This is a genomic window from Metallococcus carri, from assembly GCF_011440275.1.
Taxonomy (GTDB): Bacteria; Actinomycetota; Actinomycetes; order Actinomycetales; family Dermatophilaceae; genus Metallococcus; species Metallococcus carri.
Window position 1 is genome coordinate 38397 of the sequence record NZ_JAAOIV010000007.1, and the last position, 24723, is coordinate 63119.

25 protein-coding genes and 2 tRNA genes are annotated in these 24723 nt (G+C 68.5%); 8 read left to right on the plus strand and 19 right to left on the minus strand.

All coding sequences use genetic code 11. The features are described from left to right. The first annotated feature begins 2 nt into the window (after positions 1-2). The gene (gene pknB, locus G9U51_RS10330) at positions 3-1889 is read left to right on the plus strand and encodes a Stk1 family PASTA domain-containing Ser/Thr kinase (RefSeq protein ID WP_166196688.1); all 1887 of its coding nucleotides are present in this window, start codon (positions 3-5) and stop codon (positions 1887-1889) included. Between the two features lie 63 nt (positions 1890-1952). Here pknB and G9U51_RS10335 read toward each other — a convergent pair whose 3' ends face one another. Next, complete coding sequence (locus G9U51_RS10335; RefSeq protein ID WP_166196690.1) at positions 1953-2576, minus strand: aminodeoxychorismate/anthranilate synthase component II; 624 nt, start codon at positions 2574-2576, stop codon at positions 1953-1955. Continuing rightward, the gene (locus G9U51_RS10340; RefSeq protein WP_166196692.1) at positions 2573-3331 is read right to left on the minus strand and encodes a DUF881 domain-containing protein; all 759 of its coding nucleotides are present in this window, start codon (positions 3329-3331) and stop codon (positions 2573-2575) included. The genes G9U51_RS10335 and G9U51_RS10340 overlap by 4 nt, the downstream gene beginning before the upstream one ends. Positions 3332-3412: 81 nt before the next feature. On the opposite strand from G9U51_RS10340, the gene G9U51_RS17870 reads away from it, so the two are divergent. After that, positions 3413-3850: a cell division protein CrgA gene (locus tag G9U51_RS17870; protein ID WP_328823423.1), complete on the plus strand. Its 438-nt coding sequence runs from the start codon at positions 3413-3415 to the stop codon at positions 3848-3850. A gap of 55 nt (positions 3851-3905) precedes the next feature. Here the strand turns inward: G9U51_RS17870 and G9U51_RS10350 are convergent, their stop codons facing one another. Beyond that, complete coding sequence (locus G9U51_RS10350) at positions 3906-4796, minus strand: rhomboid family intramembrane serine protease (RefSeq protein ID WP_166196695.1); 891 nt, start codon at positions 4794-4796, stop codon at positions 3906-3908. 28 nt (positions 4797-4824) lie between these two features. Beyond that, a complete protein-coding gene (locus G9U51_RS10355; RefSeq protein ID WP_166196697.1) occupies positions 4825-5343 on the minus strand; it encodes a peptidylprolyl isomerase in 519 nt (172 codons plus the stop codon). A gap of 149 nt (positions 5344-5492) precedes the next feature. On the opposite strand from G9U51_RS10355, the gene G9U51_RS10360 reads away from it, so the two are divergent. Next, a complete protein-coding gene (locus tag G9U51_RS10360) occupies positions 5493-6176 on the plus strand; it encodes a hypothetical protein (protein WP_166196699.1) in 684 nt (227 codons plus the stop codon). A gap of 63 nt (positions 6177-6239) precedes the next feature. Here G9U51_RS10360 and G9U51_RS10365 read toward each other — a convergent pair whose 3' ends face one another. Both G9U51_RS10365 and G9U51_RS10370 read right to left on the minus strand, forming a co-directional pair. Next, positions 6240-6542 (minus strand): type II toxin-antitoxin system RelE/ParE family toxin, encoded by a 303-nt coding sequence (locus G9U51_RS10365; protein WP_166196701.1) that lies wholly within the window; start codon positions 6540-6542, stop codon positions 6240-6242. Next, positions 6539-6781, minus strand: a complete 243-nt coding sequence (locus tag G9U51_RS10370; protein ID WP_166196703.1) for a hypothetical protein — start codon at positions 6779-6781, stop codon at positions 6539-6541. The genes G9U51_RS10365 and G9U51_RS10370 overlap by 4 nt, the downstream gene beginning before the upstream one ends. 17 nt (positions 6782-6798) lie before the next feature. Here G9U51_RS10370 and G9U51_RS10375 point away from each other — a divergent pair, with 17 nt between their 5' ends. From G9U51_RS10375 to G9U51_RS10385, 3 genes are read left to right on the plus strand one after another with little or no spacing between them, the layout of a single operon-like run. Beyond that, entirely contained in the window at positions 6799-8106 is a 1308-nt protein-coding gene (locus tag G9U51_RS10375) for an ATP-grasp domain-containing protein (RefSeq protein ID WP_235945945.1), read from the plus strand. Beyond that, the gene (locus G9U51_RS10380) at positions 8103-9059 is read left to right on the plus strand and encodes a type 1 glutamine amidotransferase family protein (RefSeq protein WP_166196705.1); all 957 of its coding nucleotides are present in this window, start codon (positions 8103-8105) and stop codon (positions 9057-9059) included. Before G9U51_RS10375 ends, G9U51_RS10380 begins: the two co-directional genes overlap by 4 nt. Then, positions 9025-10170: an alpha/beta hydrolase gene (locus tag G9U51_RS10385; RefSeq protein WP_166196707.1), complete on the plus strand. Its 1146-nt coding sequence runs from the start codon at positions 9025-9027 to the stop codon at positions 10168-10170. Before G9U51_RS10380 ends, G9U51_RS10385 begins: the two co-directional genes overlap by 35 nt. Positions 10171-10174: 4 nt before the next feature. On the opposite strand, the gene G9U51_RS10390 is transcribed toward G9U51_RS10385, so the two are convergent. From G9U51_RS10390 to G9U51_RS10405, 4 genes are all read right to left on the minus strand, one after another. After that, complete coding sequence (locus G9U51_RS10390; protein ID WP_166196709.1) at positions 10175-11017, minus strand: Fpg/Nei family DNA glycosylase; 843 nt, start codon at positions 11015-11017, stop codon at positions 10175-10177. Between the two features lie 45 nt (positions 11018-11062). Beyond that, positions 11063-12523: an IS1096 element passenger TnpR family protein gene (locus tag G9U51_RS10395; protein WP_166196711.1), complete on the minus strand. Its 1461-nt coding sequence runs from the start codon at positions 12521-12523 to the stop codon at positions 11063-11065. Between the two features lie 44 nt (positions 12524-12567). After that, positions 12568-13989: a hypothetical protein gene (locus tag G9U51_RS10400; protein WP_166196713.1), complete on the minus strand. Its 1422-nt coding sequence runs from the start codon at positions 13987-13989 to the stop codon at positions 12568-12570. Positions 13990-14135: 146 nt separating this feature from the next. After that, a complete protein-coding gene (locus tag G9U51_RS10405; protein WP_166196715.1) occupies positions 14136-14339 on the minus strand; it encodes a hypothetical protein in 204 nt (67 codons plus the stop codon). Positions 14340-14364: 25 nt separating this feature from the next. Here G9U51_RS10405 and G9U51_RS10410 point away from each other — a divergent pair, with 25 nt between their 5' ends. Then, the gene (locus tag G9U51_RS10410; RefSeq protein WP_166196717.1) at positions 14365-14895 is read left to right on the plus strand and encodes a CGNR zinc finger domain-containing protein; all 531 of its coding nucleotides are present in this window, start codon (positions 14365-14367) and stop codon (positions 14893-14895) included. 341 nt (positions 14896-15236) lie between these two features. Next, positions 15237-15656, plus strand: a complete 420-nt coding sequence (locus G9U51_RS10415) for a CBS domain-containing protein (protein WP_166196719.1) — start codon at positions 15237-15239, stop codon at positions 15654-15656. 95 nt (positions 15657-15751) lie between these two features. Here the strand turns inward: G9U51_RS10415 and G9U51_RS10420 are convergent, their stop codons facing one another. From G9U51_RS10420 to G9U51_RS10460, 9 genes are all read right to left on the minus strand, one after another. After that, the gene (locus G9U51_RS10420) at positions 15752-16669 is read right to left on the minus strand and encodes an HNH endonuclease (protein WP_235945948.1); all 918 of its coding nucleotides are present in this window, start codon (positions 16667-16669) and stop codon (positions 15752-15754) included. A gap of 194 nt (positions 16670-16863) precedes the next feature. Continuing rightward, positions 16864-16939: transfer RNA gene (locus tag G9U51_RS10425), tRNA-Ala, on the minus strand. Between the two features lie 65 nt (positions 16940-17004). After that, positions 17005-17157 (minus strand): DLW-39 family protein, encoded by a 153-nt coding sequence (locus G9U51_RS10430; RefSeq protein ID WP_166196721.1) that lies wholly within the window; start codon positions 17155-17157, stop codon positions 17005-17007. A gap of 43 nt (positions 17158-17200) precedes the next feature. Further along, positions 17201-17274 (minus strand) — tRNA-Ile (locus G9U51_RS10435). Positions 17275-17435: 161 nt separating this feature from the next. After that, positions 17436-18266 (minus strand): TrmH family RNA methyltransferase, encoded by an 831-nt coding sequence (locus G9U51_RS10440; protein WP_328823424.1) that lies wholly within the window; start codon positions 18264-18266, stop codon positions 17436-17438. A 2-nt stretch (positions 18267-18268) separates the two neighbouring features. Next, entirely contained in the window at positions 18269-18775 is a 507-nt protein-coding gene (locus G9U51_RS10445; RefSeq protein WP_166196723.1) for a DUF3566 domain-containing protein, read from the minus strand. Then, positions 18772-21402, minus strand: coding sequence for a DNA gyrase subunit A (gyrA, locus tag G9U51_RS10450; RefSeq protein WP_166196725.1), 2631 nt, complete (start codon positions 21400-21402; stop codon positions 18772-18774). The genes G9U51_RS10445 and gyrA overlap by 4 nt, the downstream gene beginning before the upstream one ends. Positions 21403-21558: 156 nt before the next feature. Next, positions 21559-23613, minus strand: a complete 2055-nt coding sequence (gene gyrB, locus G9U51_RS10455; protein WP_328823425.1) for a DNA topoisomerase (ATP-hydrolyzing) subunit B — start codon at positions 23611-23613, stop codon at positions 21559-21561. A gap of 179 nt (positions 23614-23792) precedes the next feature. Next, positions 23793-24701: a hypothetical protein gene (locus G9U51_RS10460; protein ID WP_166196727.1), complete on the minus strand. Its 909-nt coding sequence runs from the start codon at positions 24699-24701 to the stop codon at positions 23793-23795. Between the last annotated feature and the right edge of the window lie 22 nt (positions 24702-24723).

Below are 24723 nucleotides of genomic sequence, written 5' to 3' on the forward strand. Positions count from 1 at the left end.
CGATGGTGACCGAAACCCCTCGCCTGCTCGGCGGCCGTTACGAAGTCGGCGAGCTCATCGGCCGTGGCGGTATGGCGGAGGTGCACCTCGGTCATGACACGCGCCTCGGGCGCACCGTCGCCATCAAGATGCTGCGCGCCGACCTCGCTCGCGACCACACCTTCCTGGCCCGGTTCCGGCGCGAGGCGCAGTCCGCCGCCGGCCTGAACCACCACGCCATCGTCGCGGTCTACGACTCGGGCGAGGACGTGCACACCGAGACCGGCGGCGCGACGATCGACGTCCCCTACATCGTGATGGAGTATGTCGACGGCGAGACGCTGCGCGACATCCTCAACGACGAGGGCACGCTGTCCCCCGACGAGGCGGCCCGGATCACGATGGGCATCCTGTCGGCGCTGGAGTATTCGCACGACAAGGGCATCGTGCACCGCGACATCAAACCGGCCAATGTCATGCTGACCCGCGGCGGCGGGGTCAAGGTGATGGACTTCGGCATCGCCCGGGCGCTCGCCGATGTCGGCGCGACCATGACGTCGGCCCAGGCGGTCGTGGGCACGGCGCGCTATCTGTCGCCGGAGCAGGCCAAGGGCGACCCGGTGGACGCCCGCTCGGACCTCTACTCCGCCGGCTGCGTGTTCTACGAATTGCTCTGCGGTCGCACGCCTTTCGTCGGCGAACCGGTGAGCCTGGTCTACCAGCACCTCAACGACGAACCGGCTCCGCCGAGCGCGTATGCCGCCGGCGTGCCCGAGCCGATGGACGCCGTCACCTTGCACTCGCTGGAGAAGAAGCGGGAGCACCGCTACCAGACGGCGGCCGATTTCCGCGCCGACCTGCAGGCGGCCCGAACCGGCCGACCGCTGTCCGCGGGGGCGCTCGCGAGCCTCGCTGCCGCTGGCGACCAGACCGATCGTGAGCCGGTCGCCACCCCACCGCCGCCCGCTCGCCGCGACTCGACCCGCGATATGACCGACGCCGACCACCCGCGCGGTCGCACCGGCCTGTGGGTGGCCGCCCTGATCGCGGCGCTCGCCGCCATCCTCGGCATCGGCTATCTGGTGATGAACAACTCGGCCGGGCCGAAGATGGCGACCGTGCCGGGCGTCGTCGACCAGCCGCAGGGCCTGGCCGAGAACCAGCTGCGTCAGGCCAACTTCGTGCCGTCCAGCCGAACGGCCAACAGCGACAAGCCGGTCGGCACCGTGGTCTCCCAGGATCCGCGCGGTGGCACCGATGCTGCCGTGGGCAGCACCGTCACCCTCGTGGTGTCGGCCGGTCCGAACCAGAAGGTCGTGCCCGATGTGCGCGGCAAGTCCGAGGCCGACGCCCGGCAGATGCTGAAGGACGCCGGCTTCACCCAGGTCGCCACGAGCCCGACTCCGGTGGACAACACCCAGTACCCCGCCAACCAGGTCGCCTCGACCAACCCCGCCAGCGGCGTCGCCGCCTCGCCGACCGCGCAGATCACGCTGTCGATCTCCAGCGGCCAGGTGACGGTGCCCGGCAATCTCGTCGGGATGGACGTGTCCCAGGCGCAGAACGAAGTCACCAAGGCGCACCTCACCCCGAAGATCGAATACCGGCGCACGGCCGACTCCTCGGAGTTCAACAAGGTCATCGCGACCCGGCCGGAGGGCGAGACCAAGGTGTCGGTGAATTCCACCGTGACGCTGATCGTCGGTATGCCGGCCGAAACGACGCAGACGATCACTCAGACGCGGACGGTCACCCGGACCCAGTCGACGTCTTCGTCATCGTCGACCTCGTCGAGCGCTCCGCCCTCGTCGACCTCCACGCCGACCTCGACCTCCACCAGCGCGCCGCCGCCCTCGACCTCAACACCGCCTCCGCCGACCGCGAGCCCGCCCACCCCGTCATTACCCTGAGCCTGGGCGAGCCTGCGCCTCGGTGATCGAAGGGCGCTCCGCTCAGAATGGCGATCGACGTCGTCAGGTGTGGACCAGTGGGGCGAGGCCGGCCGAACGGGCGACGGCATCCGGCATACCCGCCTCCGCGAGCCAGTTGGCGAGCATCCGGTGCCCGCCTTCGGTGAGCACCGACTCGGGGTGGAACTGCACCCCGTGCAGCGGCAGCGTGGCGTGCCGCACCGCCATGATCACGCCGGTGTCGGTGCGCCCGGTGACCACGAGTTCGTCCGGCAGGGTGCCGGACTCGATCGCGAGCGAGTGATAGCGCGTCGCGGTGAATGGTGACGGCAGCCCCTCCAGCACGCCGGTGCCGTCGTGGACGATCTGGGAAGTCTTGCCGTGCAGCAATTCGGGCGCCCGGTCGACCGTCGCGCCGTAGACCGCCGCGAGCGCCTGGTGGCCGAGACAGACGCCGAACATCGGCTGCTCGCGCTGCGCGCACGCCTCGATCATCGCCATCGAGACCCCGGCGCCCTCGGGCGTGCCGGGGCCGGGCGAGATCAGCACGCCGTCGTAGTCCGCACCGTCGGCGGGCGTGACGGCGTCATTGCGCACCACCGTCGTCTCCGCGCCGAGCTGCTGCAGATAACCGACGATCGTGAAGACGAAGCTGTCGTAGTTGTCGACGACGAGGATGCGGCTCACTTCGACCCCTCCGGTCCGGTGCTGGTGCTCGGCCCCATCGGACGGGCGTAGCGGAACTGACTCGATCCGACATAGGCCGGGAAGGTCACCCCGGAGTCCTGCTTCTCGGTGTAGCCGAGACCGACGAGATCGACATACGCGCGGTAGTTGCGGACGTCCGGGTCGGCGGCCAGCGCGGCCCGGAGCTTCGCCGGGTCGCCCATGGCCGAGATCGTGAACGGCGGGGAGTAGACCCGGCCCTGCAACAGCAGGGTGTTGCCGACGCAGCGGACGGCCGAGGTGGAGATCACCCGCTGGTCCATCAGCATCATCGCGGTCGCGCCGCCCCGCCACATCGCGTTGACCACGGCCTGCACATCCTGCTGGTGCACCACCAGCCAGTTGAGATTGCCGTCGTCCGGCACCGTGGAGGGATCGCGGTGTGAGTCGTCCAAGCTGATCGTCAGGGTGTCGCCCTTGACCGGACCGAAGCCGGTCGACGGGCTCATCACGTCGATCTGCTTGCCGATCGTCGTCAGCTGGATGGAGCCGGGCGTGGCCTTGCGTTGCAGGGTGTTGACCTCGTTCTGCAGCGTCTTGACCTGGCCGTTCTGGGCGGCGACCCGGGCGTTCGCCTGCTCGACCACGCCGACGAGGCTCGCCGCCTGCGGGCGCAGGTCGGTGCCGCGCGAGGTAACGGCGCTGACCCCGAACAGCAGGCCGGCACCGGCCGCCGCCACGGGGACGGCATACGCCCAGCGGCTGCGACGGGTCATGGTGCGGGCCTTCCGAGGCGCAGAACTGCAGTGATTTAGGCTCTAGCCTAACGTTGCACCAACCCACCTCCAGGAGGCCCCGTGGCCAGGCGCAAGGACCGGACCGCAGGCGACCCGAAGATCGAGGGCGACGCGGCCGAGGAGATCTCCTACGAAGAGGCGGCGGCCGACGACGCCGAGGCGAAGGCGCAAGCCAACCGGGAGGCCGAGGCGGAGGAGCGGGCCGAGAAGCCGGCGAAGAAGACCCGCGCCGAGCGGCAGGCGGAGAAGGACGACGCAGAGGCGGCCGAGCGGCTGCGCCGGCATACGCCTCAGCCGGTGAAACTCGACGCCGGCGCGAACCCGCGCTGGTGGGTGCCGACCATGCTGACGCTGATGGTGCTCGGCCTCGCGTGGCTGGTGGTCGCGGCGCTGTCGCGGGACGCGATGTGGCCGGTGCCGAAGATCGGGATGTGGAACTACGCCGTCGGCTTCGCGCTCATCATGATCGGCTTCATGATGACCACGCGCTGGAAGTAATCCCGGAGTTATCCACAGGACTATTCACAGGTGGGGAAAACTACACCGGTGTAGTTCAGCCGATCGGTAGCCCGCCCACCTGGGTCCACTCCTGGGAACCGGTAGTGGCCGCGACAACGGCCACCGCCACGAGCAGCAGCGTGACCGCACCCCAGGATCGGTAGATCAGGGCCGGCGAGCGGCGCTTGGCGACCAGCGGCAGGGCGAGCAGGGCACCGGTGATCGCGCCACCGAGATGGGTCTGCCAGGCGATGCCGGACACCATGAAGCCGAGCACGAAGTTCAGGGCGATGATCACCACGAGCGCGCGCACGTCAGCGCCGCGGCGCAGGTTGACGATGAGCACGGCGAGGAAGAGCCCGAAGATCGCACCGGACGCGCCCACGCCGCCGGTGATCCACATCTGCGGCGAGAACGACGGCCACACCGACAAGGTGAGGAAGCCGACCGAGCCGCCGAGCGCGCAGATCAGATAGAGCAGCGCGAACTTCACCCGGCCGAGCAGGGGCTCGAGGTATTGCCCACAGATCCACAGGGCGTACATGTTGAACAGCAGGTGCAACGGCCACGACGGGTCGTGCACGAAGGCGGCGGTGATCAGCCGCCACGGCTGACTGCCGGTCAGCCCCGGCACATAGGACAGCTGGTCGGTGATCGCGGGCAGCACCAGTTGGCCGAGCCACACCACCGAGCAGGTCACGATCAGCCCGAGCGTGATCCGCGGCTTCTGCGGCAGCCCCGCCCCGAGCACGACCCGAGCCCGCGGGGTGGCCTTGGCCTGTTGGGCCACACAGTCGACGCATTGCACGCCGACCGGCGCCGGGCGCTGGCAGGCCGAGCAGGTGGGCCGGTTGCATCGCTGGCAGCGAACGAACGCCACCTGCCCCGGATGACGGGGGCAGGTGGGCGTCGGGTTCGCCGGCGCGGAGGCCGGGTCGATCGTCATACGACTGTCAACGGTTGAGCAGGCCGCCTCACTCCGAGACGGTGACCTTCTCGATGGTGACCGGCTCGACCGGCTTGTCGTTGGCGCCGGTCTGCACGGCGGCGATCTTGTCGACGACCTCGCGGCTGGCCTGGTCGGCGACCTCGCCGAAGATCGTGTGCTTGCCCTGCAGCCAGGTGGTCGGGCCGACGGTGATGAAAAACTGCGAGCCGTTGGTGCCCCGGCCGCCGCGCTTGCCCGCGTTGGCCATCGCCAGCATGTAGGGCTGGGTGAAGTTCTTGTCCGGGCTGATCTCGTCGTCGAAGGTGAAGCCCGGACCACCGATGCCGATGCCCTGCGGGCAGCCGCCCTGGATCATGAAGCCGGGGATGATGCGGTGGAAGGTCAGCCCGTCGTAGAACGGCGTGGGGTTGGTGCGGCCCGCGTCGTCCTTGTAGTCGATGCTGCCCTGCGCGAGGCCGACGAAGTTCTGGACGGTCGTCGGTGCGTCGTTCGGGAACAGGGTGAGGTTGATGTCCCCATAGTTGGTCTGCAAGGTTGCCTTCATGGGGCCGATCCTCCCATGCCGGTATGACGTGTGCCGCGTCACCTCGATCCATCCCGGCCGCTGCGAACCCTGGCTCGGTCCGGCTCGCTAGGGTGGTCGGCAGACTCGCGAGGGGGCGACCGAGCCCCCACCACGAACGGAGGACCAGCGTGTTCAAGACCACTTCCCGCAGCGACAAGGTGAAGGACAAGGCCGGCGACGTGAAGGACGCCGCAGCCGACCTGGCCGGCACCGTCGCGGCCGTTGCCGCTGACGCCCTGTCGAACACCAAGGAGAAGGTCACGCCGTTGGTGGAGACCGCCAAGGAGAAGGCCGCCGATGTCGCCCAGCCGCATGTCGACACCGCCCGTGAGGCCGCCGCGCCGAAGGTGAAGCAGCTCAAGAAGGCAGCCGCTCCCAAGGTCGAGGCGGTGCGTGAGGCTGCCGCGCCGCACACCGAGAAGGCAGCCGAATTCGCCGGCCTGACCCGCGACCAGGCGCATGGCCTGTTTGCCGACGAGTGGTTCCCGCGCATCCAGCAGGCGATCACCGCCGCGACCGGCGCCGCCGCCGGTGCGGGCACCAACGCCTACCTGTCCCTGCCGCCGCAGGCGCAGGACGTGGTGGACCGGGTCGTGCCGGCCGCCGCCAAGAAGCGCAAGAAGAAGGGCAAGCTGCTCATCGTGCTCGGCCTGGCCGGGTTGGCGGGTGCTGGCTATCTCTACTACTCGGCGCAGCAGAAGCAGAGCAGCCCCGCTCCCGTCGCGCCGCCGGTCGAGGCGCCGGAGACCGAGCTCGCCACCACCTCGGTCTCCGAGGACGACGGCATCGGCCGTCACGCCGCGCGCGACTGAGCTCGCCGCATCGTCACCAGGAGGGCCCCGCAGCGCGCGGGGCCTTCCTCATGTCTTGGTGGGTCATAGCTCGGTGGCGCCGTCCTGCGCCGTGTGGAGGACCCGCACGATCACGGCAGTCCCGTCCTCGCTCAGCCGGTAAAACAAGCCGTACGGGAACCGCTGCATCCGAGCACGGCGAAGGCCGGGAAACCCGTCGACCGGCGGAGCACCCTGAGGAAAAATGCTCAGCCGCTGGATGGCCAGATCGAGTGCCTCGACGAACGCGGAGCCGAGCCCTCCATCGAGCGCCGCATAGTGTGCGTGCGCCGATCGAATGTCGGTGACCGCATGGCTACCAAGGACGACGTGGACGGCAGCGGTCACAATTCCTCGCGCACCTCAGACCACGGCCGAGCCGACTCGGGCTCTCGATCCAGGACGTCGAGCGCCTCGACAAGCTGGCGTCGCTCACCATCGCTCGGCACGTAGATCGGTTCGCCGAAATGGGTGCGGAGGGCTTCTTGGATCACCTCCGAACGCGAGCGGTGCTCGATCGAACGGGCGCGCTCAACGAGCAGGTAGAGCTCTTCCGGGAGCGTTACTGCAACCTTGCGAACCACCATGCCAGCCTCCGATAGGTATGACGAAATCATACCGCTGGCTCGGCTATGTCGCGGTCTGCGGGAAGCGCGGGGCCCTGCTGATGCGCCTCGCTGCCCGTAGGCTCGCCACCGTGAATGTCGTCTTCGTCGAGCCGAACTTCCCGCGCAACCAGCGGGAGTATGTCCGTGCGCTTGCCGAGGTCGGCGCGACGGTCTTCGCGGTCGGCGAGACGCCCTGGGAGTGGCTGGACGAGCAACTCCAGTCGTGGATCAGCCACTACCACCAGGTCGGTTCGGTCACCGATCTGCCGCAGCTGGAGCAGGCCGTCCGGCAGTTCCAGGAGATCGCTTGGATCGACGCGCTCGAGGCCACCATCGAGGCGCACACCATGCCGGCGGCGATCGTGCGTGAGCGGACCGGCATCCCCGGCACCAGCGTGCACACCACCTACCTGTGCCGCGACAAGCCGGCGATGAAGCAGGCGCTGCGCGAGGCCGGCATACCGACCGCGGCGTCGACCGGCGCGTCGAGCGAGAGCGAGATCCGCGCGTTCATCGCCGAGCACGGACTGCCGATCGTCATCAAGCCGCGCGACGGCGCGGGGGCCTCGGGCACTTTCAAGGTCACCACCCGCGGCGAGCTCGCCCGGGTCCTCGACCAGCTCGGCGACACGATGTCGGTGGCCGTGGAGGAATTCGTCGAGGGGCATGAGGGGTTCTACGACACCCTGTCGCTCGACGGGCGGGTCGCCCTCGACTTCGCCTGCCACTACTACCCGAATGTGCTCGAGGCGATGCGCACCCGGTGGATCAGCCCGCAGTATGTCTCCACCAACCGGGTCGACAACGCACCCTTTTACGGCGAGCTGCGCGAGCTCGGGGAGCGGGTCAACGAGGCGCTCGGCATTCACACCTCGGCCACCCATATGGAGTGGTTCTACGGGCCAAAAGGGTTGCGGTTCAGCGAGATTGGCGCCCGGCCCCCCGGAGTCGGCTGCTGGGATCTCTACTGCGTCGGCAACGAGATCGACCTCTACCGGGCGTGGGCCGACGCGATCGTGCACGGCCAGGTCTGGCATGTCCCGAGCCGGGCGTATGCCGCCGGCATCGTCGCGATGCGGCCCGACCACGACGGTGTCATCAGCCACATCGACGGCGTCGAGGAGGTGCACGCGCGCTACGGCGAGTGGCTGATCGACGAGCACCTGCCGACCGGCATACCGACCGGACCGATCGAGGCGGGGTACATGGCCAACGCGTGGATGCGGCTCAAGCACCCCGACTATGACGTGCTGCGCGGGATGCTGGACGACGTCGGCCGGACTGTGCAGGTGCACGCTTCGTGACCGTCGTCCTGCTCGGGCCGCAGCGGCGGCCCTCGCTGCACGGGCTGGTGACCTCGATGGGCTGGGAAGGGCCATTCGCGACGATCACCGCCGGCTGGCAGGAGCGCGAGCTCGCCGACGCCGAGCTTGACGAGCACCTCGGCGGCCGCTCGCACAACCTGTCGCTGTGGCACCGGATGCAGCAGGTCTTCGAGGCCGACCCGCAGTATGCCGCCGCACACCGCCAGCGCCGCGCCGACCTGTTGGAGATGCAGGACCTCTACGTGCACGGGCTGCGCCACACCATGGCTGCGCTGATCGAGCTCAACGACCGCACCGAGGGCTCGATCACGTTGCGGCACATGGCCATTGATGATGCCATCGCGATCATGCGGGGCCTGGATTCCCAGCACATGCGGCGGGTGGCCGAGGTGCAGCAGGCGTTCTACGACGCCTATCCCCCGCACGAGCGCGAGAGCGTGCAGGGGCATCGAGCCGAGGTCGCGCGGATCCTCGCCGACTGCTCGGCCGTGGTGATCACCGGCGGTCATGTCGTGGAGCTGCTGGACGCCCTCCACCTGTTCAATGTCGCGCCGGCCGGAGTCGAGCAGCGTCCGGTCGTCGCCTGGTCGGCCGGTGCCATGGTGCTCACCTCGCATGTCGTGCTCTTCGGTGATCACGCGGTGCGTGGGCCGGGCTGCCCGGAGGTCTTCGACCGGGGACTGGGCCTGCTGCCGGGCATCGTCGCGTTGCCGTCGGCGTCGCAGCGGCTCGAGCTGCACGACCGGTTCCGGATGTCGGTGCTCTCGCGCCGGTTCGCGCCGGACCTCAGCCTCCCGCTCGATCCGGGCACCCGCATCGTCTGCGAACGCGGGAAGCCGCTGGCGGCCGGCATACGGCTGATCGGTGCGGACGGCACGGTGACCACGGGAGGTGAGGATGGCGCGCAAGCTGGCGATCAACCGCCTGCGTGACCGGCGCCCCCTCGACGAGGCCGCGATCGACCGGTTCATCGCGCGCGAGACGATCCCGATCGTCGAGGGTGAGCGCTGCACCTTCTGCTTCCGCGGCGAGGCCGACGAGGTGTGGGTGCGGCACCGCGTCGTCGGCATCCCCGACCCGGTGCCGATGCGCCGGCTGCCCGGGCTGTCGCTCTGGTATGCCGTCCTCGACCTGCCCGCCGGCTCCCGGGTGGAGTATCAGATCGAGACCCGGCGCGGCGAGCACTACGAGCGGTTCAACGATCCGTTGAACGACAAGGTCGCGCACAGCCCGGTCGGCTCGTCGTCGGTGTGTCATGCGACCGGGTATCTGACCCCGGACTGGACACAGCCGGACCCGGACGCGCGGCCCGGTGAGCTGCACGATCTGGTGCTGCCGTCGCGAGCGCTGCGGCGCGAGACCCTCACCCGGGTCTACCTGCCGGCGCGCTTTCGCCAAACCCGGCGCTACCCGCTGCTCGTGGTGCACGACGGCGACGACTATCTGCGCTTCGCTGCCATGCAGACCGTGCTCGACAACCTGATCCACCGGCTCGACCTGGCCGAGACGGTGGTGGCGTTCACCAACCCCGCCGACCGGCTGGTCGAATATCCCCATCACGCCGGGCACGCCCGATTCATCGTGTCCGAGCTGGTGCCGCATCTGGAGCAGACGCTGCCGCTGATGGGCACGCCGTCCGGGCGCTGCCTGATGGGAGCCTCGTTCGGAGCGGTGGCCAGCCTGACGACGGCATACCGCAATCCACGAACCTTCTCCTCCCTTGTGCTGCAGTCGGGTTCGTTCGTCTTCACCGACATCGGCGAAGACCACGGTGGTGGCGAGGCCTTCGACCCGGTGGTGAAGTTCATGAACCGCTATCGCGCGCGGCCGACCCGGGTGACCGACCGGATGTTCATGTCGTGCGGGGTCTACGAACCGCTGATCACAGCGAACCGGTCGATGGTGCCGGTCTTCGAGCAGACCGGCATGCACGTCAGGTATGTCGAGGCCCGCGACGGCCACTCCTGGGAGGACTGGCGCGACCGGCTGCGCGACGGTTTGTCCTGGATCTTCCCAGGACCGCAGAAGTTCGTGTACGAATAACTGCTCAGTCCCGGACGGTCCGGCGGCGCGAGCGTGGCTGGCAGGTGCGACACCAGAACAGGTTGCGACCGCCAATCTCCTTGAGCGACACCGCAGTTCCGCCCACCAGGCAGGGTTGGCCGGCGCGGCGGTAGACATAGACCTCGCCGCCGTGCCGGTCGACACGTGGTGCCCGGCCGGTGGCTTCGGGGGTGTGCTCGGGGTAGACGGTGTCGATCCGTCCGTCGCGCACGCCGAGCGGCATCAGCTCGGTGAAGTCGCTCCAGATGCCGTCGAACTCGGCCCGGCGCAAGAACTTGCCGGGCATGAACGGGTCGATGCGGTGCCGGAAGAGCGCCTCGGCGCGGTAGATATTGCCGACGCCGGCGAACACCTTCTGGTCCATGCACAGCACCGCGATCGGGGTCGTGGTCTTGTGGATGCGGGCGTAGGCGACCTCGGGGTCGGCGTCGACTCGCAGCGGGTCTGGGCCCAACTGGCCGGTGATCGCCTCGACCTCCTCCGGCGTGCGCAACGTGCAGACATTCGGGCCGCGCAGGTCCATCGTCTGCGGCGGCTGCTCGCACTGCAGCCGCCAGCGGATCGCACCGCGCTCGGGCTCGTCCAGGTCGCCGGTGAAGGCGAACTTGCCGAGCAAGCCGAGGTGGATGTGCACCTGCCGCTCGACCTCCTCGGCCGCGACGAAGAGATGCTTGCCGAAGGCCTGCGCCTCGCGCAGCACCCGCCCGTCGAACTCGGCCGCATCGTCGGCGAAGCGACCCTGCGGACTCGTCGAGCGCACCGGGCGCCCGGCGAAATGGTGGTTGATCTGCCCGGCAACGCGGTGGGTGACGTGGCCCTCCGGCATACAACCTCCGATCGCTGGTCGAGCTGGCGACCCGACCCTACGACCTCACGTCCGGCGCGTCGCTGCCCGGGCCGTCGCCGCGACGGCCTCGTCGACTCCGAAGACTTGCCAGCCCTCTCGCACCTTGCCGGCGAGCTGCTCGAGCAGGTCGAGAGTCTCGCTGTCCGCGGGTGGCCGCACGCCCGGGTTGTCCGCCACGCGCCAGCCCACGGCCGCCATCAGATCGCTGATCTGGCTGTCCCATTCCTCGGCGGGCGCACCGCTGCCGACGACAGCGAGCGCGAGCCAGCCGGCCTGACGGTGGACGGGCTTTGTCCCGAGCGGCAGTCGGCTGACGATGTGCTGCCACAGAGCGATCGGATCCTGACCGCATCGCTTCGCGGCGGCGGTCGGCGCCAGCCTGCCCTTGCGGACGCTGATCAGGCCGACCGAGCGTGCGGCCTCGCGAATCGCGCTCACCGGAGGGGTCAGGTCCTCGCGGTTGGCCTTGCCGATCCACCAGCTGGTGATACCCGACTCCCGGGCGACCTGTTCGACCACCGGGGGCGGCAGGTAACCGGCACTGGTCAAGGTGACTCCGTCGCCAATGGCGTCCAGCAGCACCCGGAACCCCTCGGTGATCCGGGCGGCCTCGGCGTGGCTGACCTCGGTCGGGCCGTGTGACTCCTGCTTCGCGAGGATGGTTCGCAGCCGGCGATCGCCATGGCTTGCGGACTTACTGACCAACTCGGTCAGCTCCGCGTTCACAGCGGGCGGCTGGCCACCAATACTCGACAGGGCGTCGTTGACATCGGCGAGATCGAAGTCGTCGGGGTGCCAACCGAGGGGCAGCCAGTCGCGGGCCTCCCTGACCGAATCGAAGATCTCGGGCAGGTCGTCTCGTGAATAGTCGTTGCGCGCCCAGGCCGCAAGCTCCTGGTATGCCGGCACGCCGCCGCAGTCCTCGGGCGGGCAGGCCCGCTTGCCAGCGAGGCACACCGGCCGGGGTGGCGGCGCGTCGAGAACCTCCTCGACCGTGAGGACGTGCTCCCAGCCATCGCCGAAGTCGTACTCATACCAGAGCCGGTCGCCAGTGGCCGCGAGCAGCTGGTCGAGACGAACCTCGTCCTCCAGCACACCCTCGTCACCCTCCTCGACGTCGAACTCGGTGAGGAAGTAGGCGCCGCGCGGATCCGCGGTCTGGGTGAACCGGTGCAGGTGGCCGTCCAGCCAGCCCATCGCCGTCTGGATCACGTCGTGGACCTGCGGCAGCGTCAGGTTGCCGGGCACCTCAAGGCGTCGCCATACCGCCGGTTTGGTGCCGCGGAGCTCCAATCGAAGGCGGAAACCGCGCACCTGCGCCGGTGTCGGCAGCAGGGTCGGGCGCGGCTGCTCCTCCTCGAATCCGCCCAGGAGGCTCGACAGGTCGCCGCCGAGGACGGCCTGCAGCAACTGTTGCCGTTGCTCTGGGCTGGCGTCCTTGACGAACTGCTCTGCGAGTTGTCGGATGTCCGGCTGATCGCTCACGCGTCTATGCAACCAGCCGGAGCGGGTTTCGGTAACGCACTTGCCTACTGGACCTGCCGGGCGCGCTCGAGGTCGTCGGGCCGTATGCCGTGCTCGCGCCACCAGCCGCGCGCCACCGAGTGACCGTTCCACCGCCCGTCGTCCAGCCCATCCGGTATGCCGGACGGCCGGGTGCGCTGGTTCAGCAGGGCGCGACGGGCCGCCACACCGGCGACACCGGAGTCGTAGGCGAGGCTGATCAACCGAGCGTGGTGTGTCTCATCGGCGAGCGTGCCGACCAACCGCCCGGCCGCTCGGCGCTCTGCCTCAGTGCGCTGCGGTGCGGTCATGATGTCCAGCGCGGTGTCCGCGATGACCCGCCGATACGGGCTGACCAGGATCAACATCTGCGAGTGATGCGTCCGCTCCAGGAAAACGGTCGTCAACGCCTCCTGGAGCAACCGCTGCAGCATCTGGTCCTCGGGCGCTCCCGACTCCCGCACGGCGTCGAGATAGGTCCGCAGGCCCGGGGCGTTGCGCAGGTGGCCGTCCAGGCCACGTTCGCGGACGGGTTCGCGGTGCCGCAGGTCCAGCGCGTGCACGAGCTGGCGGGCCAGTTCGGCGCAGGCGGGTTCGGAGGCTCGTTGCTTCGCGGCCCGCCGGATCAACGCTTCGTCCTGCGGGGAGACCGAGCCGTAGCCCATATGGCAGGTGAGCGCGAGCGTCATACCCCACAGGCGTCGGCCACTGCTGCGCACGAACTCGCGGGTGAGGTCTTCGACGATCCCCGGGCGCACCGAGTCACCGAGCACGTCATACAGCTCGGCGACGTGCGGGTTGCCCGGCAGGTCGGCGACCTCGCGAATCACCCGCTCGGCTCGATGGGTGTATCGAGGCGAGGCGACGAAGGCGCACAGTGCCTCGAGCCGGGTGGCGTATTCCTCTCCCGAGGAGCGCGAGAACTCGAAGGCGAGCGCGGCGACCCATTCCTCGACGACGCGACCGGGCAGGTGGTCGGCACCCGGCGAGGCCAACAAATCGGTCAGCGTGAGCCAGTCGGCCCCCGTTGCCACCCCGGCCGCGATCCGTTCGTCCAGCACGTCGATCGAGTATGGCGTCACCGTCGCCTGGCGGCTCGGCAGACTTGCCGGGTCGAGCGCCCGGCACATCGCGTCGGTGACGCCACGCAGGGTGCCGGGGTGCATGCCGAGCAGTGACTCGTACCGATTGAGGATGGTCGTGGACACCGGCCCTCGTCCCGATTCGAGCCGGGAGAGGGTGGGGTCGGAGTTGACCTCCTCGGGCAGGTCGAGCACCTTGCGCCACCTAGCGGCGGTGACCGCGCCATACTCCGAGGCCAGCCGGTTGGCCCGCAGCAGCCACGCGACCCGCACATAGGTGTTGGGCCGCTCGGTGTCTAAAGCTGTTGTGTCCCAAGGTAATTTGCGTGGAGCACCGCGCTGTGCCGGCCAGACCACCTCGCTCATGGCGCACCCCCGAGGCCAGGGCACGGCGGCGATGCGAGCATCGGCGCAGCACCCACCGATCAACGTTTGGGCAGAGCGTAGGACGGGCGCTGCCCTGCAGGGACATTTTTTCACCGGCGGGTGCACCGTGAACGCGCGGCGACCTCTCACCGGGGCAGGGTCGGGGTCAGCGCGTCGGGCACCACATCGCCCGTGCGCCGCAGGTCGACCCGACGGACGCCACATGCACACCGGACGTAGAGCACGACGCCGAGCGAGGTCGCGTGCCGTGACTCGACCGACCAGCCGTGCTCGTGCGGGGTCTTCGGTATGGCGGTCTGCCGCTGTCGGGTGCTCTCCAGCCTCGTCATGGACCCAGCGTGCTGTAATGGTCTTATGCATCTCAACCCTTACGGCGAGTATGCCGTGCTCATGGCGGCTTCGCTCGCGAACGACTGGCCGGCCGACCGGGCAGGCATCGAGGCTCGAGCGCGGGAGTTCGGGATGAGAATGCAGTTCCCGCACGGGCGGGACGACCATCCCCAGGTGCGCAAGGTGATCGACGATTGGCTGACCGTGGTTGACGCCGACGACCCGCGCGAACGGGCGCGGATCCTCAACCGGCACATGGCGAGCGCGACGGCATACCCGCGGTTGACCGATCACGACGACCAGGGCTGGCACTTGCACTACCGCGACGACGACGCGAAGTCGCTGGCCCACGTGCTGTCGGCGGTGATCAGCGTGGGCACCGCGTTGCACCTGACCACCCGGGGCATGCACCGCCTCGGTCGCTGTGCGGCCGGCGACCCCTGCTCCGCGGTGGTCGTCGACATCACCCGCAGCGGGCGTCAGCAGTATTGCTCGGTGCGCTGCGCCAACCGCGCCGCCGTCCGCCGCCACCGCGCTCGGGCCGCGGCCGGCTGACTTCGGCATACGCCCGCCCGCTGCCCTCGCGTCCGCAGCAACGCACCACCCCTCGTGCACAACTGCGGACGCTCGGGCCCGCCATACGACACCGTCCGCAGCAACGCACCACCCCTCGTGCACAACTGCGGACGCTCGGCCCCGCCATACGACACCGTCCGCAGCAACGCACCACCCCTCGTGCACAACTGCGGACGCTCGGCCCCGCCATACGACACCGTCCGCAGCAACGCACGACCGCTCGCGCACAGACGCGGACACCGATCGAGCCGTTCCTCGCCAATCGTGAGCCCCGCGCATTAGCGTCGGAGTACCCCATCAGAGGCTCGAAGGAGACCGTTATGACCACAGCACGTGACCTGATGTCCAGCCCCGCTCAGTCGCTCAAGACCAGCGACAGCATCGTCACCGCCGCGCAGGCGTTGAGCAGCAACGACGTGGGCTCGATGCCCGTGCTCGATGAGAACGGACAGTTGGCCGGCATACTGACCGACCGCGACATCGTGGTGCGCGGGCTGGCTCAGGGCGTGACCCCTGACCGCGGGACCGTCGCGGATGTCCTCACCGAGACCGTCGTCGTGGTCAATGCTGACGACGACCAGGACAAGATCGTCAACGCGCTCACCCAGAACCAGGTGCGTCGCCTGCCTGTCTTGGACGGCAACGAGGTCGTCGGGATGGTCAGCCAGGCCGACCTCGCGCGGGCGCTGCCGAACAGCGAGACCGGCAACGTCGTCGCCGCGATCTCCGAGGAGTCCTAGCGAGCGCCAGCGATCTAGCGGGAAGGCCTGCCCGAAGTCGGCGTCCCATCGCCCACAACGGAACCTGTCACCGACCTCTGGGGCAGCGTCTCCCGCTAGCCGGCGTTGAGGAATGTCCTGTAACGCTCGTCGAGCAGTTGCCGATCGGGGCGTTGGTTTCGCTGCTCCGGGACGACCATCAGCCGGCGCCCGTGGAACTCCTGGATGCCGTGCCGCAGCATCGGTCCGTCGACCTCGCGCAGAACGTCGGAGTTGATGCGGACTTCGTAGTCCGCGGTGATCCCCAGGATGTGCCGGTCGTAGGCCGCGTGATGCATCTTGCACAGCGTGAGTCCGTTGGTGATCACCGGCCGACCACCGCCGCTGTCTTCTTGGATGTGCGCCGCGTCCAGCAGGTCGCCGTGCCGGAAGGAGCACACCGCGCAGGACGTCCGGTAGGCGCGCAGTACCGCCGCGCGGAACGGCCGTTGGTGCAGCCGCATCTTGGTCAACTGCTGGCGGTATGACGGGTCGAGTTCAAGGTCGGTCGAGGGCCAGTTGATGTCCAACTGAGGCACCTGGTCGATGTCAACGACGAACTGCTGACTCTCGCGCTCCTCCGCCACGAGGAACACCGGATAGATCGCGCTGTAGCCGCCGCCTTGCACGCCGAGCCACCAGATGAGCGGCAGTCGCTCCAGCATGGCAGTGCGCAGAGCTCGGTTCTCGTGGTGGTCGGCGTCCTGGCCGCGCATCTTGTAGCGATAGAAGCCGTCGCGTCCGACGGCGTCGTCGTAGGGACGAGCCGACCCCTCGGGCCGATAGACCGTCCGGATCGAAAGCGCCGCCTCGAGGTGCCCAGGTTTCCAGATGCCCTGCTGGGTCGGCATCAACCGGATGGTCTCGCCGGCCAGGGTGAGGCCGCTGGTGTCCTCCTGGGTGAACGTCTCCTTGCCGGACGCCCGCTGCCGGTCCAGCCAGCCGAACGCCTCGCGCCTGATCGCGAGCTCGCGTAGACGTTCAGCGGAATTCACTCTCGGATCATGGCAGCACGCCGACGACGTCGCTAGTGGTCAGAGGCTCTCCGCCTCGGCGTACCCACCTGTCCGCAGCAAAGCACCACCCGTGGTGCGCACACGCGGACGCTCGCCCCCGCCATACGACACCGTCCGCAGCAACGCACGAGCGATCGTGCGTAACTGCGGACGGAAGGGTGGGGATGAAACGGTGGTGGAGCGTAGGGGACTCGAACCCCTAACCCCCTGCTTGCAAAGCAGGTGCGCTACCAATTGCGCCAACGCCCCGGGTGTCCCGAGCCGGAGCCCGGAACGACGAAGGCCGACCCAGCGGGTCGGCCTTCGCTGGTGGGTCAGTTCGCGGTGCCGGAGGCACTCATCGAGTTGCTGCCCGGCTTGTCGGACGCCTGGGCCCACATCTGGTTGCCGACCTTGTTCTGCTTGTACTTCTGCGAAGCGAACGCAGCGGCGCCGGCCGCAGCGATGACCATCAGGGCCTTCTTCATGGTGGACTCCCTCGTTGGACTGTCGTAGGTCCGACCTTAGCGGTGGGCCTAAGAGGACTTGAACCTCTGACCTCTTCCTTATCAGGGAAGCGCTCTAACCGACTGAGCTATAGGCCCTTTTCACCGCGCTGATGCGCCGGATGAGGTTACCTCACCGCTGGCCCGCGCTCCAAAACGGGTTTAGACGCGGCTCAACAGCGGGAGCCGGTCGCCCTTCGACTCGCTCCGCCCTTCGACTCGCTTCGCTCCCTCAGGACATCGCTCGCTCAGGACGACGCTCAACCACCGGGGAGGGAGGCGAGGTTGCGGGCGGCACGCTGCTGCAGGGCAATGCCCACCGACACCGACACGTTGAGCGACTCGACGGCCGGGTTCATCGGGATCGACACCGTCGAGCGCACCAGCCGCGCCAGCGACGCCGACGCCCCGGTCTTCTCGCTGCCGAACATCAGCGCCAGCCGCTCCCGCACACCGCCGAGCTCGGCCAGCTCCACGTCACCGTGCGCGTCGAAGTTCACCAGCCGGATGTCCTTGTGCTCGGCGAAGAAGCCCTCCGCCTGCGCCGGCCGGGCGAGCACCACCGGCAGCGAGAACACATAACCCCGGCTGGCGCGCAGCAACCGCCGGTCGGCGATGGTGGTCAGCTCACTGTCGAGCAGCACGATCCCGGCCGCGCCGAGCGCCACACTCGTGCGCACAATCGCGCCGATATTGCCGACGATCCGCACCCCGTCGAGCACGACGATGTCACCGGGCAGCCCGGCCAGGTCGTGCAGCCGCGCCGGCGCCGGCGGCACCGCCACGCCGAACACCTTGGGCTTCTTCTCCACTTTGAAGATGTCGCCCGCGAGCGCCGGGTCGATCAACCGCAGCGGTATGCCGGCCGCGGTCGCCGCCGCGAGCACCTCACCGGGCACAGGGGTGCCGGCGACGCCATACACCTCCACGAACTCGACGCCCGCAGCGATCGCCTGCAACAGCGGCTCGGGGTCCTCCAGGAACATCCGCTTGGCGGTGCCGCGGGAGGACCGGGCCAGGTCGACCAAGCGTTGGATCGCCGGCTCGCCCCGGTCGGTGATGACCGGCAGGTCACCACCGGAAGAGTCCACCGTCACTCGTCGGTGAGGGTGAGCTGCAGGCCGCCCACAAGCGAGCTGCAGATGTTGTAGAGGAAGGCGACCAGGGTGGCGATCGCGGTCATCAAGATGACGTCGATCACCGCGATCAGCACCGACAGCGACACCACCCGGCCGAAACCGATGTAGTCGAGGATGTTGAACGTCGAGCCGTTGCGGTCCAGCGAGCGCAGCACGTCGTTGAGGTTGTTGAAGACGCCCATCCCGGCCAGCACGGTCCACAGCACCGCCACCATCACCACGGTCGCGATGCCGATCGCCACCGACAGCAGGAAGGCGATCTTGAAGACCGAGAACGGGTCGACGCGCGAAACGGTCAGCCGCACCCGGCGGGGCGTGCTGCGCTTGCGCGCCGGGCGGGTGCCGCCGGATGCGCCGCGAGCCGCCCCCGACCCCGCACCCCCGCTCGGCAGTTTGCGTGCAGGCGCATCACCGGCTGTGCGACCGGCGCGGGTCTTCGCGACGCCTTCGACGTTGCTCACTTCTCGTCTCCCGGCTCAGTGGGGTCGGACTCTTCGGGTTCGTCGGTGACCACCTCGGTCACCTCCGGCGTCGTCTCGTCCGGGGAGTCCGGTGTCTCGACCGGGGTCTCGGCGTCGAGCGGCGCTTCGTCGGACGACGCTACGGCATCATCGGCCTCTGCCTCGACCTCCGCCTCGGTGTTCCGCGCAACTGCCACGATGCTGTCGCCCTTGCCCGGCGTCGCGAACTGCACGCCCTGGGTCGACCGGCCGGTGCGACGCACCTCGTCCACGCGTGAGCGGACGATCTTGCCCTTCTCCATCACCACCATGACCTCGTCGGTCGGGTCGACGGTGAGCGCACCCACCAACACCCCGCCCCGGTCGGAGATCGCGGCGACCTTCACACCGAGCGTCGCCCGGCCCTTGGTCGGATAGTCGGAGGCGGCGGTGCGCTTGGCCAGACCGTTCTCGAAGACCACGAAGACGTCCGGATCGGTGCCCTCGGCAACGATCGACATACTGAGCAGCTCGTCGCCGTCACGGAACTTCATGCCGGTCACGCCCGAGGTCGCCCGGCCCATCGGCCGCAGCGACTCGTCGGTGGCGTGGAAGCGCACCGACTGCCCCTTGCGCGACACCAGCAGCACGTCGTCGGAGTTCGCTGCGAGCCCGGCGCTCACCAGCTCGTCCCCGTCGCGCAGGTTGACCGCGATCAGGCCGCCGGAGCGTGGCGAGTCGTATTCGGCCAGCCGGGTCTTCTTCACCAGCCCCTTGCGCGTGGCGAGCAAGAGGTATGGCGAGACGCCGTAGTCGCGCAGCGCCATCACCTGGGCGATCTGCTCACCCGGCTGGAAGGCCAGCAGGTTGGCGACATGCTGACCCTTGGAGTCGCGCGATCCCTCGGGCAGCTCATAAGCCTTGGCCCGGTAGACGCGTCCGGTGTTGGTGAAGAACAGCAACCAGTGGTGGGTGCTCGTGGTGAAGAAGTGGCTCACCACATCGTCGCCGCGCAACTGCGCACCGCGCACACCCTTGCCGCCGCGGCGCTGGCTGCGGTATTCGGTGATCTTGGTGCGCTTGGCGTAACCGCCCCGGGTGATCGTCACCACGACGTTCTCCTCGGGGATCAGGTCCTCCATCGACATGTCGCCGTCGAAGGGCACGATCTGGGTGCGGCGCTCGTCGCCATACTTGCCGACGATCTCGCCGAGCTCGTCCTTGACGATCTGCCGCTGCCGCTCGGGCTTGGCCAGGATGTCCTTGTAGTCATCGATCTTGGTCTGCAGCTCGTCGTGCTCATCGACAATCCGCTGCCGCTCCAAGGCCGCCAGCCGGCGCAACTGCAACCCGAGGATGGCGGTCGCCTGGTCGGCGTCGACATCGAGCAGCTCCATCAGCCCGGTGCGCGCCTCGTCGGCGTTCGGCGAGCGCCGGATCAAGGCGATGACCTCATCCAGCATGTCGAGCGCCTTGAGGTAACCGCGCAACAGGTGGATATCGCGCTCGGCCTTCGCCAGCCGGTATGCCGTCCGCCGCTCGATGACCTCGATCTGGTGGTTCACCCAGTACCGGATGAAGGCGGAGATCGGCAGGGTGCGTGGCACGCCGTCGACCAGCGCGAGCATGTTGGCCCCGAAGGTCTGCTGCAGCTGGGTGTGCTTGTAGAGGTTGTTCAGCACCACCTTGGCGACGGCATCGCGCTTGAGCACGATCACCAGCCGCTGACCGGTGCGCCCGGAGGTCTCATCGCGCAGGTCGGCGATGCCACCGATCTTGCCGTCGCGCACCATCGCCGCGATCTTCTCGGCCAGCGCATCCGGGTTGACCTGATAGGGCAACTCGGTGACGACCAGGCACTGCCGGCCCTGGATCTCCTCCACCTCGACCACCGCGCGCATGATGATCGAGCCGCGCCCGGTGCGATAGGCCTCCTCGATGCCCTTGCGGCCCATGATGAGCGCGCCGGTCGGGAAGTCCGGGCCGGGGATGCGTTGGATGACCTCTTCGATCAGCTCTTCGCGGGTCGCCTCGGGGTTCTCCAGCAGCCACTGGGCGGCGTCGGCCACCTCGCGCAGGTTGTGCGGCGGGATCTGGGTCGCCATACCGACCGCGATGCCGGCCGAACCATTGACGAGCAGGTTGGGGAAGCGCGCCGGCAGCACCGTCGGCTGCATCGTCTTGCCGTCGTAGTTGGGCTCGAAGTCGACGGTGTTCTCGTCGATATCGCGCACCAGCTCCATCGCCAGCGGCGCCATCCGGCATTCGGTGTATCGCGGCGCGGCCGCGCCGTCGTTGCCCGGGCTGCCGAAGTTGCCCTGCCCGTCGACCAGCGGATAGCGCATCGACCACGGCTGCACCAGCCGCACCAGCGCGTCGTAGATCGCGGTGTCGCCGTGCGGGTGGTACTGGCCCATCACGTCACCCACGACGCGGCTGCACTTGTTGTAGCCACGGTCGGGGCGGTAGCCCCCGTCATACATCGCGTAGACGATCCGGCGGTGCACGGGCTTCAACCCGTCGCGCACATCCGGGAGCGCGCGGCTCACGATCACGCTCATCGCGTATTCGATGTAGCTGCGCTGCATCTCGGCGTTCAGGTCAACCGGGTCAACACTGCTGTGCTCGACGGTGGTGTCGTCAGTCATCAATTCCCTTGTCGTTCAAGGACTTTCAGGTATGGCGAGTGGTTCAGTGCCGCGTCAGATGTCAGATGTCAGATGTCAAGTCTTCTGACATCTTCCTCACACTCCGCTCCGGCCGGCGACTCGCACGCTCGCCGCCAACCTGCGCTACGCGTTTCGTCAGATGTCAAGGAACCGCACGTCCTTGGCGTTGCGCTGAATGAACCCTCGGCGGGACTCGACGTCCTCGCCCATCAGCACCGCGAAGATCTCGTCGGCGGCGGCCGCGTCGTCCAGCGTGACCTGCAGCAGGGTGCGGAACTCCGGATCCATCGTGGTCTCCCACAGCTCCTGGTAGTTCATCTCGCCCAGACCCTTGTAGCGCTGCACGCCGTTCTCCTTCGGCAGCCGCCAACCCTTGGCCTCACCGGCCTGACGCATACCGTCGCGTTCGCGATCGGAGAAGGCGAACTCGTGCTCGTGGTTGCTCCACTTCAGCCGGTAGAGCGGCGGCTGGGCCAGGTAGACATAGCCGTGCTCGATCATCGGGCGCATGAACCGGAAGAGCAGGGTCAGCAACAGCGTGCGGATGTGCATGCCGTCGACATCGGCATCGGCCATCAGCACGATCTTGTGATAGCGCGCCTTGGTGATGTCGAAGTCCTCGCCGATGCCGGTGCCGAACGCCGAGATCAGCGACTGCACCTCGTTGTTGGCGAGCACCTTGTCGATGCGGGCCTTCTCGACGTTGAGGATCTTGCCGCGGATCGGCAGGATCGCCTGGTTGTGCGGGTTGCGCCCCTGCACCGCCGACCCTCCGGCCGAGTCACCCTCGACGATGAACACCTCGGAGATCGTCGGGTCCTTGCTCTGGCAGTCCTTGAGCTTGCCGGGCAGGCCACCGGACTCGAGCAGACCCTTGCGACGGGTGGCCTCACGCGCCTTGCGCGCCGCCATCCGGGCCGCGGCGGCCTGCACCGACTTCTGCACGATGGCCTTGCCCTCGCGCGGGTGCGCCTCCAGCCAGTGCCCGAGCTCGTCGCGCACCGCGGTGTTGACGAAACCGCGCACCTCGGAGTTGCCGAGCTTGGTCTTGGTCTGACCCTCGAACTGCGGCTCACCCAGTTTCACCGAGATGACCGCGGTCAGACCCTCGCGGATGTCCTCACCGGTGAGGTTGTCGTCCTTGTCCTTCAGCAGCTTGTTGTTGCGGGCGAAGGTGTTGATCAGCGAGGTCATCGCGGTGCGGAAGCCCTCTTCGTGGGTGCCGCCCTCGTGGGTGTTGATCGCATTGGCGTAGGTGTGCACCGACTCGCTGAAGGAGGTCGTCCACTGCATCGCGACCTCGACCGCGAGCAACCGGCCGGTGTCCTCAGACTCGAAGGCGATCACGTCCTCGTGCACCGGCTCGCTGCGCTTGGAGGAGTTGAGGTGGTTGACATAGTCGAGCAGCCCGTTGTCGTAGCGGTAGGTCACCGTCTGGACATCCGACTCCTTGGGCGCCTCCTCGCCCTCGGCCTGCGCCTCGTCCACCTCGGCGGCGTCGACCTCATGCCGGCGTTCGTCGGTGAGCTGGATGGTCAGGCCCTTGTTGAGGAAGGCCATCTGCTGGAAGCGCGCCCGCAGCGTCTCGAAGTCGTAGTCGACGCTCTCGAAGATCTTCGGGTCGGCCCAGAAGGTGATGGTCGAGCCGGTATTGGCGACCTCGGTCTCGCCGACGACCTTCAGCGGCTCGATCGGCGCGCCGTGGTCGAATTCGACGAAGTAGACCTTGCCCTCGCGGCGCACCTCGGCGGTGAGCTTGGTCGACAGCGCGTTGACCACCGAGGAGCCGACACCGTGCAGACCACCGGACACCTTGTACCCGCCGCCACCGAACTTGCCGCCGGCGTGCAGCTGGGTGAGCACGAGCTCGACGGTCGACATCCCGTAGGCCTCGTTCATATCGACCGGTATGCCGCGCGCGTGGTCCACCACGCGCACCCCGCCATCTGCGAGCAGGGTCACCTCGATGCTGTCGCCATATCCCGCCATCGCCTCGTCGACCGCGTTGTCCACGATCTCGGTGACCATGTGGTGCAGCCCGCGTTCACCGGTGGAGCCGATGTACATGCCCGGGCGTTTGCGCACCGCTTCCAGGCCTTCGAGGACCTGGATGGCGTCGCCGTCATAGGCGGGTTCGCCGGGAGAAGGGGTCGGGGTCGCGTCCTTGTCCTGCTGCGGATCCTCGGCCACGGTGCTCCTTATCGGTGGTTGAGTGTCAAACCTCCGAAAGTCTACCTGGCCACACCCACAAACACCCGCTCTGACCCCCTGTATGGCGTGTGCAAGGCTCCCGCACCCGCCCACCTGACCCCCGTCATACGTCCTGGGGGTTCACCGGCGCTCAGCGCGTTTGAGCGGTCGGGGCCGGATCACTGCCCGGGCAGGACGTAGACCGTCGGACGCCTGCCGTCGTCGGGTTGCGCCACACCGGTGCAGGTGATGTAGCTGCCGGTCGGGTGCTGGCAGCTCACCGCATAGTCCTTGCCGGTCGCGGCGCTGCGCACGGTGAAGGCGCCACTTTGCCCCTCGGCGATGCCACCGGCCTTGGCGGCGATATCGGCGGCGAAGGTGCAGCTCACGCCCGGCGAGGTCGCGAACGCGCTCGAGCATTGGGTGTTCATCCCGGCCGGCAGCGTCACCGACGTAGACGGCGAGGACGTCGACGACGAAGAGGATGACGAGGTCGAGCTCGACGACGATGAAGACGAGCTGCTGCTCGAGCTGCCCGGCGAACTCGGCGAGGTCGAGCCGGTGTCAGCCGAGGTCGAGGTGGCCGGCGCCGTCGGGATCGGTGAGTTCCCCGCGTCTGTGGACGATCCGCGCGAGCCGAAGACCGCCCATGCCACCAGGGCAATCACCACGAGCGAGGTGAGGATCACCGCGATCGGCAGCCAGGCCCCGCCGCCCCGACGAGGTTGGTCGACGTAGGGCTGGCGCTGGGGCTGCTCGGCATCCGGCTGCTGTTGCGGCGTCGTGCCGTATTCGGCGGCACCGTAGTCATAGGCGGGCCGCCGCGGCCCGTCCGGCGCGGGCGCGCTCGGTGCGCCGTAATAGTCACCGAAGGCCGGCTGGGTCTCGTCGCCCTCGTATGCCGGGCCGCCCGCACGCTGGCCGAGTTGCGGGTCGGTCGCCTCCGGGTCCGGTGCGAAGAACCGGTCGAAGGAGTCATCGTCGCGCCCCGGCGGTCGGTTGCCGTGTCCGTCGGTCATCGCCTTGCTGATCCCTTCGTATGCCGTGCCGAGCCCCACCACGGTAGGTCGCGAGCGGGAACCAGCCAAGCTAGTGCGCCAGCTTTGGTGC